Origin of the sequence: Alteromonas sp. BMJM2 (assembly GCF_027257845.1) — a bacterium.
GTDB lineage: Bacteria > Pseudomonadota > Gammaproteobacteria > Enterobacterales > Alteromonadaceae > Alteromonas.
Map to the genome: position 1 here is coordinate 20,691 of NZ_JAPVOT010000006.1, position 12,985 is coordinate 33,675.

A 12,985-nucleotide genomic window follows, 5' to 3' on the forward strand; every position below is an offset into this window, starting at 1 on the left:
CGCACCCAAAAAAGCGGGACGAATAGTAGCAAAACGTACAGTGAACACTAATTATACTTTAGATGCTTCCTTTGTTTGCGCAAGTATAGTGAGCTTACGAGCTGCGAGATAATTAGTCTTGAAACAGAAAAGCCCACTAAGAAGTGGGCTTTGGTAGTCTAATCGACTGCTTTCATTTAATTAGGTGTTATTGCGTTGTGATAAACGTCTTGAACGTCATCACAATCGTTAAGCATGTCCATGAACTTTTCAAACATTGGCATATCATCTTCGCTGATTTCCGTTTCTGTTTGCGGCATCCAGCTCATTTCATCGGCTAGGAAGTTTATATCTGGGTAAGCCTCGGTAAGCGCAGTTTTAACTTGATAGAACTCAGTATGTGGTGCGTATACTGTTACCTTGCCGTCTTCTACTTCAACGTCAGTAACGTCCACATCAGCTTCCATCAATACTTCTAAAATGGCATCTTCGTCGTCACCTTCAAACTGAAACACAGCTTGATGGTCAAACATGTGTGATACCGCACCTTGCGCACCAAGTTTTGCATTGGTTTTAGTAAAGCAGTTACGCACCTCAGTGATAGTACGGTTAGCGTTGTCAGACAAGCAATCCACAATAACCATACAGTTACCAGGCCCGAAACCTTCATAACGCATGGGCTGAAAATCTTCTCCAACACCGCCCGCCGCTTTATCTATTGCTTTATCTATAACGTGGCCAGGCACTTGATCTTTTTTTGCTTTTTCCATCAAGCGACGCAGTGCAAGGTTCGTGTCTGGATCGGCACCGCCATTTTTGGCGCACACGTAAATCTCTTTACCGTATTTAGAATAAACCTTGGTTTTAGCGCCAGCAGTCTTTGCCATGGCGTTTTTTCTTACTTCGAATGCTCTTCCCATCTTAAAATTCTCTTCCTCGCAATTTTTAGTGCAACGTTGCGTATATTGTATCCAGTTGCTGCGCCTACCTTCACCAAAACGTTACATTGGTTGACAACACGTGTCGTCACAACAGGCGAAACACCGACATTATGGTAAAATTCTACCTAGTTTATGCACAACAATACAGTGTTTATAGCGTTTTACTTGGCTCGTTTTCTTATGGTAAATGTTCAGTAGCTAGGTATTCATGAGATTGCATTTCTTTCAGTCTGCTTAAACAACGCCTAAATTCGAAACTAAGCAGCCCCTCGGTGTAGAGTTCTTCCAACGCCACCTGCGCAGAAATAATTAACTTAACGTTTCGCTCGTAAAACTCATCAACCATGGCAATAAAACGCCTTGCAACATCATCCGTACCCAGCCCCATTTGTTCAACGTTAGCTAACAATACTGAGTGATAACAGCGGCTAAGCTCTATGTAGTCGCTTTGGCTTCGCGGCCCTTTACATAAACTGCCAAACTCAATCATGAGTACGCCATCGGCGTTTCTTATCGTGGAAATTTGGCGATGATTGACTTCTATACTTTCGTTTTGCGAGCCTGATTCTGGAGCCAGCTGGGTAAAGTAGTTATTAAGATTTTCCGTTGCTTGAGTATCCAAGGGGTAATGATAAATCTCGGCTTGCTCAAGGGTTCTCAATCGATAATCGATTCCGCTGTCTACATTCACCACGTTGGTATTTTGATTGAGTAAGTCTATTGCAGGTAAGAAGCGTGCCCGCTGCAGCCCATTTTTGTAAAGTTCGTCGGGAATGATATTAGAGGTTGCCACCAGCACAATACCGTGACCGAACAACTCTTCCATTAACGTACCAAGTATCATGGCATCAGTAATATCTGACACAAAAAACTCATCAAAACATATAACCCGCGCTTCTTTGGCAATTTTAAGCGCAATCGTTTTAAGCGGGTCTTGTGCGTTTTTCAACAATTTAAGTTCGTCGTGAATTCGATGCATAAAGCGGTGGAAATGCACTCGCATTTTTCGCTCGAAAGGTAAGCATTCAAAAAAGGTGTCTACGAGATATGTCTTCCCCCGTCCTACGCCACCGTAAAAATAGATACCTTTAATATCTGCTTGGGCATCATCTTTACCAAAGGCTGCTTTTAACTTGCTTCGCCAACTCGCTTTGCTTTCTGGCTGAGTAAGTTCATCGTATAAACGTTGAAGCTCTTTCACCGCAGTTTCTTGCGCTGCGTCGTAATGAAAATCGGCTAATTCGAGATCTTGCTGATATTTTTCCCAAGGCGTCATCGCCAAAACCACTCCATACGAATGTCAATAGTGGTGCACGCTGCACCGACCTGCTTGAATTTCTCAATTATGACCTTAATTTTAGTGAAAATCACGGTAGAATCACTCGTTCACAGTGCGCTATCTCGTAAGCATGAGAATTAATGTTTACGAACAATGCGCTTTTCAGGTTCGACCTTGCTATATTCAAGGTTTGGTCGAAAGCAGCAAAACCTACGTATCAAGGGTTGTGCTGTGGGATGTAGATTGATTCGGAGAATATAATGGAATTGTTAGTATCTCTTGCGTTGTTAGTCGTCGGCTTAATTATCGGCTTTTTTGTCGGTCGTTTTGCTCAGTCGAAAAAAGGGGCAGGTAATGCTGCACAAACAGAGAAGCAAGTTAAAGAGATCCTTGCACAGCAAGCGCAACACCATATACATCAAACCCGTCAAAGCCTTGAAAGTATCGAAGGCCAGTGCGATGTGTTAAAGCAACAACTTGAAGAATATGAAACGCTGCTTGATCAAAGCGGTGATGATAATGATAGCAAGGTCCCTTTTTACGGGGAGCAAGCAACAACCTATTTACGTAATAACTTAAAAGGGTCTGATGGGTCTAAGGTTAAACGTGTGTCAGACACTCAACCAAAAGACTTTGCAAATTCAGGTTCTGGGCTGTTCGTCGGCGGTTCTGGTGAGAATACCGCAGAAAAACAGTAACATCGGGAACTTTTGAAAGGCCACAGACTCTTTAAGTGAGATCATGCTTTATTGCATATAACATTAAGGAGTGTATACGAACATGAAAATGTCTTTCCGCCATTGTGCTTTGGCGTCAGCCGTTGTTGTAAGTTCATTAGGCTTTACCGCTAGTACACAAGCGGCGTTGCCTTTCTTTTCTGATAAAAAAGCAGAAGTGCCCTCTTTAGCCCCCATGCTTGAAGAGGCCACACCTGCTGTTGTAAGTATTGCTGTTGAGGGAACGCAAACTTCTCGTCAACGAGTGCCTGAAATGTTCCGCTACTTTTTTGGCGCACCGCAAGAACAAGCACAAGAACGTCCTTTCAAAGGACTTGGCTCGGGCGTCATTATCGACGCTGAAAAAGGCTACGTGGTAACCAATAATCACGTTGTTGATAATGCTGACGAAATCACGGTTAAGTTAACGGACGGCAGAGAGTTCACTGCCAAAAAACTTGGCGCCGACGAGCAAAGCGATATAGCACTTCTTAAAATCGATCCTGACAATTTAAAAGCACTGCCCTTAGCTGACTCTGATGCCGCTAGAGTGGGCGATTTTGTTGTAGCAATCGGTAATCCATTTGGGCTATCTCAGACTGTGACCTCGGGTATTGTAAGCGCGCTGGGACGCTCTGGTTTAAACATTGGCGGCTACGAAGACTTTATCCAAACCGATGCAGCTATTAACCGCGGCAACTCTGGTGGAGCCCTTGTAAACCTTCATGGCGAACTCGTGGGTATCAATACCGCTATATTTGGCCCTAATGGTGGCAATGTGGGTATTGGTTTTGCCATTCCTGCCAACATGATGAAAAGCTTAGTCGATCAAATTGCAGAGTATGGTGAAGTTCGTCGCGGTTTACTTGGCATTTTAGGCAGCGATATTGACGCAGGGCTTGCTGAAGCCATGAATGCTGAAGTTAATCTTGGCGCTTTTGTTAGCGAAGTACAGCCAGAGTCAGCAGCGGAAGATGCAGGCCTTCAAGCTGGTGACATTATCACCGCCATCAATGGAAGGAAAATCAACAGCTTCCAAGAGCTACGTGCGAAAATCGCAAGTATGGGCGCAGGCGCAGAAGTTGAACTAACCGTGATGCGAAAAGGCGACGAAATGAGCGTTGATGTCACCTTAGACGACGCCACAGAACAAACAGTCACCGCAGCGCAAATTCATCCTGCATTAGAGGGTGCGACGCTGACAAACGGCAGCGATGGTGCTGGAAATGCCGGTGTTATTGTTTCTGATATCGAACGAGGCGCACCTGCGGCTCGCATTGGCTTACAGTCTGATGATGTCATCATTGGTGTTAACCGCGTTCGCGTGGCGAGTGTAGCGGATTTCCGCAATGCCCTAGAGGAAGCAAAAGGGGTTATAGCACTTAATGTGAAACGTGGTAATTCAACCCTTTATTTGGTGATTCGCCAATAAACACTTTTCGATGTACTGTGATTTGAAAAATTCACTTTCATGAAATGAACATCGATAAATTAAAGCAGCGCCTCAGGGCGCTGTTTTCTTTTCTTGTATTTCTTTCATTCCCCCTATTCCCAAAGGCCTATAAAAAATAATCTGGGTTAGAGTAGTTTAGTAAATAAAATGATATCCTCATTTCACGAGTTATAATAAATAGCTGTTTTTCGTATCGGTGTGACATTGAGTGAGTGGAAAATTGTTTTTTTTACAGTTAACCCATAACTTCAAATACGCTAACGATAAGAGAACACCGTGCTAACTAACAAAAAAGTGTGATCAGTGACAAGCCGCTCAATTATTCGTTTCTTCATTAAATCTGTTGTTCTTGGCGCCGCGGTAGCAGCGCTTCTACTCTTATTGTTGCCCGACTTACGTCAGGGTAATGGCTTTACAAACGGCCTATTCACAGAGCCGTCGGTGAGTGCAAGTAGAGAGAGCTACTTCGCATCACTCAGTCGTTCAGCGCCAGCTGTGGTCAATATTTATAGTGTTAGCATTGAAACCGATGCAGGCCTATTTAGAAATCAACCTCGTGAGCGAGCAAGCTTGGGTTCTGGTGTGATAATGACTGAAAACGGCTATATTCTTACCTGCCATCACGTAGTGGAAAATGCAGACAGTATTTATGTAGCCGTGCAAGATGGGCGAGTGCTTGAAGCGCAGATAGTGGGTAACGATCCGCTTACCGACCTCGCGGTATTAAAAGTTACCGCAGAAAGCCTTAATATTATTCCGCAAGTTGCCGAACCCGATACACACGTTGGCGATGTGGTAATGGCTATCGGTAATCCTTTCGATCTTGGTCAAACTATTACACAAGGCATTGTGAGCCGTGCTGGTCGCAATGGACTATCGAATTATGTCGACTTCATTCAAACCGACGCCGTGCTAAACCAAGGTAACTCTGGCGGTGCACTTGTTGACAGTAACGGTATTTTGTTAGGAATTACCAATGCTAACTTTCAGGTGAGAGATTCTCGCAACAGAGTACGAAATGTTGATGGAATTAACTTTGCAGTTCCTTATGAATTGGCAAAGCGGGTTATGGATGAAATTATTAGTAACGGCAGGGTTATTCGTGGACAGCTTGGCTTTATTGGCAGTGAAAGGCGTAATTTAGCCGGCATATTGGGTATTGATGTGACCGCTGTCGCTAAGGGCAGCCCTGCTGATACCGCAGGACTACAACCTGGGGATATCATACTGTCTATTGACGGCGTAAGAGCAGAAAGTGCATCAAAGACTCTAGATATGATTGCTGAGACAGAGCCTGGCACCAAACTTGAAATTGAAATTAGTCGTAATGAAAAATCGATGATATTAACGGCCACCGTGGCTGAGCTTCGTACCAGTCAATAAAGATCTGAGCTAGTCACAGTGTACGTAAAATCTCAGTACGTAAAATCTCAGCAAGCTTTTAAGCTCAGCCAGTGTGCATGCTTATAAGCTACCATGATGAGAAAAGTGAGAAACAAACAGACATAAAAAAAGCGCCTAAGGCGCTTTTTTTTATGTCTGTTTCGCAGAGAATTAGCTCTGCATTCTTTTCCTTTACTCTTTATTCCTTTACGCGCTCGATGATAGCGCCAAGGCCACGTAGCTTTTCTTCAATGGATTCATAACCTCTATCTAGGTGATAGATACGATTAACGTGGGTCTCGCCTTCTGCAATAAGCCCGGCAATAACTAAGCTTGCCGAAGCACGCAAGTCGGTAGCCATCACTGGAGCCCCCTTGAGTGCTGAGCTTCCTTTAGACACTGCAGAATTCGCTTCAAGCGCTATTTCAGCTCCCATCCGCTGTAACTCAGGCACATGCATAAAGCGATTTTCGAAAATGGTCTCTGTAATAACACCCGTGCCCTCGGCAACGCAGTTAAGCGTAACAAATTGCGCCTGCATATCCGTTGGAAATGCCGGATGAGGCGCAGTTTTCACTCTAACCGCTTTGGGCTTTTGGCCTTTCATATCAAGCTCTATCCAATCCTCACCAACAGTAATGTGGGCACCGGCTTGTTCAAGCTTATCAATAACGGCATCAAGGGTATCTGGCGCGGCATGGGTGCAGCGCACTTTCCCGCCAGTCGCTGCTGCCGCCACTAAGAATGTGCCCGTTTCAATCCGATCAGGAAGCACGGCATAGTCACAGCCATTTAGAGCTTCTACGCCTTCAACGGTAATTTTGTCGGTCCCTGCGCCTTTGATTTTAGCTCCCATTTGAATGAGGCAGTTGGCAAGGTCAACAATTTCAGGCTCTCTTGCAGCATTTTCTAATATAGAGGTACCGTCTGCCAGTGCTGCTGCCATAAGCAGGTTTTCAGTTGCACCGACGCTGACCATATCCATAAAGATACGGGCACCTTTCAAACGACCATCTACGTGGGCACGAATATAGCCTTCTTCTACCTCAATGATAGCGCCCATTTTCTCAAGGCCAGTGAGATGGAGATTCACCGGGCGAGCACCAATGGCACATCCACCGGGCAAAGACACATTTGCCTTCCCTTGTTTTGCAAGTAAAGGACCAAGCACTAAAATGGAGGCACGCATGGTTCGAACAAGGTCGTAAGACGCCGTCACACTCTCAAGCGTGCTAGCATCGATTAACACGTCGTTAGGAGATGGCTGAGCTACTTCAACACCTAGTTCCCGCAGTAATGCAGTTGTTGTATTAATATCTCGAAGGCGAGGTACGTTGCTGTAACGACAAGGAGAGTCTGTCAGCAAACTGGTCATCAACAACGGCAGAGCCGCATTTTTAGCACCAGAAATTCGCACTGTTCCATTAAGTGCAGGACTCTTTTTAATAACAAGTTTATCCACGAAAAGCGCCTATTACTGAGGAATATTGAACTGGCGCTCGCGCTCCCAGTCTTTCACTGAAAAAGTTTTGATTGAAATCGCATGCATTGAGCCATCTGCGATTTTATCGGCAAGCGGCGCATAAACAGCTTGTTGGCGCTTAACACGGCTCATTTCATTAAACGCATCACTGACGGCGATAATGTTAAAATGAGAGCCTTCGGCTTTTACGTGAACTTCGTGAAGGTCTAATGCATCCTTCAAAATGCTTTCGATTTCTGACAATTCCATAATGTACTTCTTTATCTTAAAAATTGGCGTTATTTTACCGGCAAAAAACCATCCACATTACTTATTTTCGCAAGCTTGTGTAGTTTTTCAGGCATATGCTGTATGACCATGCTAACACCGTTTTGGTTCGTATCCCTAACGGCATTTATTAGCCAAGCCAATCCAGCACTGTCCACCCGCTCTACATCGCCTAGGTCAACGGTACAAGTGCCTGCGCTTTTCAGGCTGTCTTGCTGCTGTGAACTGAGACGCTGCCAAAGGTTCGTAGACAGGGTTTCACGGTCTAAGTCACCGTGAACAACAATATCTCCGTTTCCGCCAACGTCGAAAAGGCTCACACAGATTCTCCGTCAATTTCGATAGATTCACCGGCATTGAGTTCTACTGGCTTGCCAATTTTTTCACGCATCAGCGAGATAACCGCGTCAATACCGTCTGTGCGTAGGATAGACTCAAACTCGCTGCGCTTGCTGTTCAGCATACTGATACCTTCAGCAACCATATCGTAAGCTTTCCACTCATTGGTTTTACTATCTCTGCGCACTTTAAACGCAATTTTGATATCTGGACGGGTAGGATCTTTTACCACAGCACGCACCGTGACTGACTTTTCTTTAGAGAAGTCTGACTCAGGCTCAAAAATCACTTCTTGATTGTCATAATATCCCATTGCTACGGCGTAGGTAGTCACAAGATACTGGCGGAATACACTGATGTATTCGCCCATTTTTTCTTTAGGCACTGACTTAAAATGTTTGCCCAACACCATAAATGCAGCAAACTTATAGTCGATATGAGGCACTAATTCTTCTTGCATAATTGTGCGCAACATCTCAGGGTCAGCTTTTATTTCAGACTGATTTGCCTTAATTCGCTCAAAGGTTGTATTCGCTACACCGTGAACTAATTTATAGGGATTCTGCTCGTCTATCTCTTGTGCACTGACGGCACTTGATAACGACAACACAACTATGCCCAATATGGCGATTAATTTTTTCAACGTAATTCTCCTAACAAAACATGCTATACAGCAGACTGGCCTGATGCTTGATAAGTTTCACCCGCGCTGCTGATAAATTTTTAATAATCTTCTACCCTATTCGTCGCTACCGCGATTGAATAAGAACTGGCCGATGAGGTCTTCAAGCACTAATGCTGATTTGGTGTCTTGTAAATAATCACCGTCTTGCAAATCTGCCACGCCGTCAAACGAAAACCCCGGTTGGAAACCAACGTATTGCTCGCCAAGTAAACCAGACGTCAATATTGATACTGAGCTTGTCTCAGGAAAGCCGTTGTACTGCTTAAGAATGGACAACTCTACTATTGGGGTGAAATCGTCTTTATCTAGCGTAATGGAAGAAACTCTTCCCACTGTAACACCGCCCACTTTCACCGCAGAACGTGCTTTTAAGCCGCCAATGTTGTCGAATTTTGCGTAAAGGGTATAGCTGTCGCCTTCAGTGGCAACAGACTGCTCGGCAACTTTCAGTGCCAACAACAGTAATGCGCTAATAGTAAGGGCAACGAAGAACCCCACCATGACTTCCGTTTTATACTTGTTCATTCTATCCTCTACTCGATACCAAACATGAGGGCGGTTAGCACGAAATCCAGCCCCAATACTGCTAATGATGAATAGACCACTGTTTCAGTAGTCGCTTTACTGATCCCTTCCGATGTAGGAATAGAATCGTAACCTTTAAATATGGCAATCCACGTTACCACCAAGGCGAATACGATGCTCTTTATTACGCCGTTGATAACGTCTTGGTTCCAATCTACTGTGGACTGCATGATAGACCAGTAGCTTCCTGAATCTACGCCTAACCAATCAACACCCACCAAGTGCCCGCCTAAAATACCAATGGCACTGAAAATAACAGCTAACATTGGCATGGCAAGCATACCCGCCCAAAATCGCGGAGCCACTATTCTGCGAAGCGGGTCTACCGCCATCATCTCTAAGCTGCTTAGCTGTTCAGTTGCTTTCATCAACCCAATCTCTGCCGTTAACGCAGAGCCTGCGCGCCCGGCAAATAGCAGGGCCGTTACCACTGGACCAAGCTCTCTCAGTAAAGACAGTGCCACCATGGGCCCAAGGCTTCCCTCAGCGCCGTAGTCAACCAAAATAGTGTAGCCTTGCAGCGCCATTACCATGCCGATAAACAAACCCGACACCATGATGATAAGCAAAGACTGCACGCCCACCACATAAAGCTGCTTTATAACAAGGGGAATATTTTTAACCCGTGGCACCGCAACTAACGCACCAACAAGCATCAATGTAGCTCGTCCGATAGCGGTTAATTTTGAAATAGTAGAAGCGCCTAAAGACTGCAAGAATTTCATTTACGCTCTCCCAAGAAACTCTTTTCTAGTTCTGGCGCAGGATAATGGAAAGGAACAGGCCCATCGGCCCTTCCGTTCAAAAACTGCTGCACTAACTCGGAATCGCTGTCTCTGATTTGCTGAGCAGTTCCCTCACCAATCACCCGCTTATCCGCCAAAATATAAATATAGTCAGCAATAGTAAGTACCTCTTTCACATCATGGGTTACCACGATGCTGGTGAGGTTTAGGGCATCGTTGAGTTCGCGAATAAGCTTAACTAATACGCCCATAGAAATAGGGTCTTGGCCTGCAAAAGGCTCGTCATACATTATAAGGTCGGGGTCCAATGCTATAGCTCGTGCTAACGCTGCACGCCTTGCCATGCCTCCAGATAACTCGCTTGGCATCAAGTTGGCAGCACCACGCAAGCCCACTGCCTGTAGCTTTAATGCGACAATGGTTGCAATGACGTCATCAGATAAGTTGGTATGCTCTTTAAGTGGAAAAGCGACATTGTCGAACACGGTCATATCAGTAAACAGCGCACCGCTTTGAAACAACATACTCATTTTACGCCGTGCTTTATAAAGTGCCTTGCGAGACATAGACACGATAGATTCGTTATCAAAAAGAATATCGCCCTCGTCTGGAGTCAACTGCCCGCCAATTAAGCGCAACAGGGTGGTTTTACCTATTCCGCTAGGCCCCATTACCGCAGTAATTTTGCCCTTAGGTACGTTTAGCGTTATACCGTCGTAAATAACGCGGTCACCCCGACTAAAGGTTAAGTTATCTATCTCAACTAAATGTTCCATAGTGTTTTATTGTCGGCCCTCGACTAGACATCGCTGCTTGAATAACGCGCCATTTGAAAAACGCGTTGTGCAAATTAGATATAAATCGTCCAAAAGCAATACAAGATTCATGCCCTCGAACAGTTACTGACCCCGGTATAAGCGGGAAGTTTAAATTTTTCAGCATTGTACGCTTTTTTGAATCACTCGCCAAAGTCAAAAAGTTACAAGTTATGTTCGATGAAGACGAATGATTCATAACATAAGCTGAATCTCATTAACAAAACCTGAACACGAGTTCTTTTTGAACAATTCAGCTCGATAATGAAAAATAAAAGCCTAGCAGCATAGGCAAAGGGCACCGTTTTTGCGACAATCTTTCTAAATTGATATTTAAATACAGGTCGTTGTGCTTTTAAACATTGTTATTTTCATCATTGGATTGATTGTTTTAAGCTGGAGCGCTGATCGTTTTGTTTACGGCGCCTCTGCATTAGCAAAAAATATTGGCATTTCCCCCATGATGATAGGATTAACTATCGTTGCCATGGGCTCTTCCGCGCCTGAGATTGTCGTATCGGCTATTGCATCTATTAATGGCAATATGAATACTGCTGTAGGTAACGCACTAGGTTCTAACATTACCAACATCGCGTTAGTACTTGGTATAACCGCGCTCGTAAAGCCCCTTCTTGTTTCATCAACAACACTTAAGCGTGAACTTCCCGCTTTATTGATAATCTCACTTATTGCCATCGCATTTATGTTTGACGGCGAGCTAAAGTCTTATGAAGGCGTGATTTTGCTCGGTTTGTTTATTTTCGTGCTGGCAATGATGGCGTGGCTTTCTCTGCAGGTAGATAAAGAAGACCCTCTTATTGCAGAAACTGCTGATGAAATTCCAAAAGGGGTATCTAATACCGCAGCTCTAATTTGGATTGGCTTGGGTCTAATTGTTTTGCCCGTCAGCGCACACTTTTTAGTAAACTCGGCTGTTGAAATAGCCCGATACATGGGGCTTTCTGATTTGGTTATCGGACTGACTATAATTGCATTCGGCACTAGCCTTCCAGAACTTGCTGCGAGTATTGCAGGCGTTTTAAAAGGCGAGGATGACTTAGCACTGGGAAATATAATCGGGTCTAACATTTTTAATTTGCTTGCGGTTTTAGGTATGCCTGGTCTAATCGCTCCAGGGCTGCTTGACCCAGGTGTGCACAATAGAGATATGTACGTCATGCTGGGGTTAACATTACTACTATTTTTGTTTAGTTTTGACTTAATTGGTAAACGCAAAATATCTCGCACAAACGGTGTAATACTTTTAGCCTGCTTCGTTGGCTATCAATTTTGGCTGTTCGGATAATGACAAATAAACAAAACGACTACATTACCTCGGCAAAACGTGTCATCGATATAGAGGCTCGCGCAATTAGCAATTTAGCACAGCGACTGGACGAGAGTTTTGTTACTGCTTGTGAAATGCTTTACGCCTGCTCTGGCAAAGTGGTAGTTAGCGGTATGGGCAAGTCGGGACATATTGGCAATAAGATAGCGGCTACGTTAGCAAGCACTGGCACACCAGCCTTTTTCATGCACCCTGGTGAAGCGAATCACGGCGACTTGGGAATGCTCAGTAAAAATGATGTGCTTTTGGCTATTTCAAATTCAGGCGAAACTGGCGAGTTAGTGAATTTACTGCCGGTTGTTAAACGCCTTGGCGTAAAAGTCATCGCCATGACTAATAGTATTTCAAGCACCCTTGGCCAGTACGCCGATGTGGTACTGAATATTAGTGTAGAACAAGAGGCCTGCTCATTGGGGTTAGCACCGACCACAAGTACCACCGCTACATTGGTCATGGGCGATGCGCTCTCGGTTGCATTACTCGACAAAAAAGGGTTTACCTCCGACGATTTTGCGTTGTCACACCCTGGGGGCTCCCTAGGACGAAAGCTACTGCTTAAAGTCAGTGATATCATGTTAACCGGCAGTGATATTCCGCTGATTGAACCGACAGCAACCGTTGCCCAAGCGCTTCTTGAAATATCGCAAAAAGGCTTAGGCATGACAGGGATTGTAACTGAATCCGGTACACTAACGGGCGTATTCACCGACGGCGACCTACGCCGTATCCTTGATGCTAGGGTTGACCTTCATGAGGCAACCGTGAGCGAAGTCATGACCAAAGGTGGTAAAACAACCACCGCCGACCAACTCGCCGTTGAAGCTCTCAATGTCATGGAAAGCTGTAAAATAAGTGCATTAATGGTCGTTGATGAAAGCGATCATCCCGTGGGCGCGTTTAACATGCATATGCTGTTAAAAGCAGGAGTGTTGTAATTAGATGATAGACTGGCGTGGGATAAGAATT

Annotated in this window: 14 protein-coding genes; 5 read left to right on the forward strand and 9 right to left on the reverse strand. The window is 44.8% G+C overall.

Annotation, left to right across the window (positions count from 1 at the left end; translation table 11 throughout):
* Positions 1-176: 176 nt before the first annotated feature.
* Both O9X84_RS08230 and zapE read right to left on the reverse strand, forming a co-directional pair.
* Positions 177-899: a YebC/PmpR family DNA-binding transcriptional regulator gene (locus tag O9X84_RS08230; RefSeq protein WP_269519215.1), complete on the reverse strand. Its 723-nt coding sequence runs from the start codon at positions 897-899 to the stop codon at positions 177-179.
* Between the two features lie 199 nt (positions 900-1,098).
* Positions 1,099-2,196: a cell division protein ZapE gene (zapE, locus tag O9X84_RS08235; protein WP_269519409.1), complete on the reverse strand. Its 1,098-nt coding sequence runs from the start codon at positions 2,194-2,196 to the stop codon at positions 1,099-1,101.
* A gap of 263 nt (positions 2,197-2,459) precedes the next feature.
* On the opposite strand from zapE, the gene O9X84_RS08240 reads away from it, so the two are divergent.
* From O9X84_RS08240 to O9X84_RS08250, 3 genes are all read left to right on the forward strand, one after another.
* Positions 2,460-2,897, forward strand: coding sequence for a ZapG family protein (locus O9X84_RS08240; protein ID WP_032096350.1), 438 nt, complete (start codon positions 2,460-2,462; stop codon positions 2,895-2,897).
* A gap of 82 nt (positions 2,898-2,979) precedes the next feature.
* Complete coding sequence (locus tag O9X84_RS08245; RefSeq protein WP_442864518.1) at positions 2,980-4,347, forward strand: DegQ family serine endoprotease; 1,368 nt, start codon at positions 2,980-2,982, stop codon at positions 4,345-4,347.
* Positions 4,348-4,671: 324 nt separating this feature from the next.
* On the forward strand, positions 4,672-5,751 hold the full coding sequence (locus tag O9X84_RS08250; RefSeq protein WP_269519217.1) for a trypsin-like peptidase domain-containing protein: 1,080 nt from the start codon (positions 4,672-4,674) through the stop codon (positions 5,749-5,751).
* A 199-nt stretch (positions 5,752-5,950) separates the two neighbouring features.
* Here O9X84_RS08250 and murA read toward each other — a convergent pair whose 3' ends face one another.
* The 7 genes from murA to mlaF form a co-directional block, all read right to left on the reverse strand.
* On the reverse strand, positions 5,951-7,213 hold the full coding sequence (murA, locus tag O9X84_RS08255) for a UDP-N-acetylglucosamine 1-carboxyvinyltransferase (protein ID WP_269519218.1): 1,263 nt from the start codon (positions 7,211-7,213) through the stop codon (positions 5,951-5,953).
* A gap of 12 nt (positions 7,214-7,225) precedes the next feature.
* The gene (locus O9X84_RS08260; protein ID WP_032096347.1) at positions 7,226-7,483 is read right to left on the reverse strand and encodes a BolA family protein; all 258 of its coding nucleotides are present in this window, start codon (positions 7,481-7,483) and stop codon (positions 7,226-7,228) included.
* Between the two features lie 29 nt (positions 7,484-7,512).
* Positions 7,513-7,821, reverse strand: a complete 309-nt coding sequence (locus tag O9X84_RS08265) for an STAS domain-containing protein (RefSeq protein ID WP_269519220.1) — start codon at positions 7,819-7,821, stop codon at positions 7,513-7,515.
* On the reverse strand, positions 7,818-8,483 hold the full coding sequence (locus O9X84_RS08270) for an MlaC/ttg2D family ABC transporter substrate-binding protein (RefSeq protein WP_269519221.1): 666 nt from the start codon (positions 8,481-8,483) through the stop codon (positions 7,818-7,820). The genes O9X84_RS08265 and O9X84_RS08270 overlap by 4 nt, the downstream gene beginning before the upstream one ends.
* A 96-nt stretch (positions 8,484-8,579) precedes the next feature.
* The gene (gene mlaD / locus O9X84_RS08275; protein WP_032096344.1) at positions 8,580-9,050 is read right to left on the reverse strand and encodes an outer membrane lipid asymmetry maintenance protein MlaD; all 471 of its coding nucleotides are present in this window, start codon (positions 9,048-9,050) and stop codon (positions 8,580-8,582) included.
* Between the two features lie 8 nt (positions 9,051-9,058).
* On the reverse strand, positions 9,059-9,835 hold the full coding sequence (gene mlaE / locus O9X84_RS08280) for a lipid asymmetry maintenance ABC transporter permease subunit MlaE (protein ID WP_269519222.1): 777 nt from the start codon (positions 9,833-9,835) through the stop codon (positions 9,059-9,061).
* On the reverse strand, positions 9,832-10,632 hold the full coding sequence (gene mlaF / locus O9X84_RS08285) for a phospholipid ABC transporter ATP-binding protein MlaF (protein WP_269519223.1): 801 nt from the start codon (positions 10,630-10,632) through the stop codon (positions 9,832-9,834). Before mlaF ends, mlaE begins: the two co-directional genes overlap by 4 nt.
* Before the next feature lie 388 nt (positions 10,633-11,020).
* Between mlaF and O9X84_RS08290 the strand changes: the two genes are divergently transcribed.
* A complete protein-coding gene (locus O9X84_RS08290) occupies positions 11,021-11,977 on the forward strand; it encodes a calcium/sodium antiporter (RefSeq protein WP_269519225.1) in 957 nt (318 codons plus the stop codon).
* Entirely contained in the window at positions 11,977-12,954 is a 978-nt protein-coding gene (locus O9X84_RS08295) for a KpsF/GutQ family sugar-phosphate isomerase (RefSeq protein ID WP_269519226.1), read from the forward strand. Before O9X84_RS08290 ends, O9X84_RS08295 begins: the two co-directional genes overlap by 1 nt.
* The last annotated feature ends 31 nt before the right edge of the window (positions 12,955-12,985 follow it).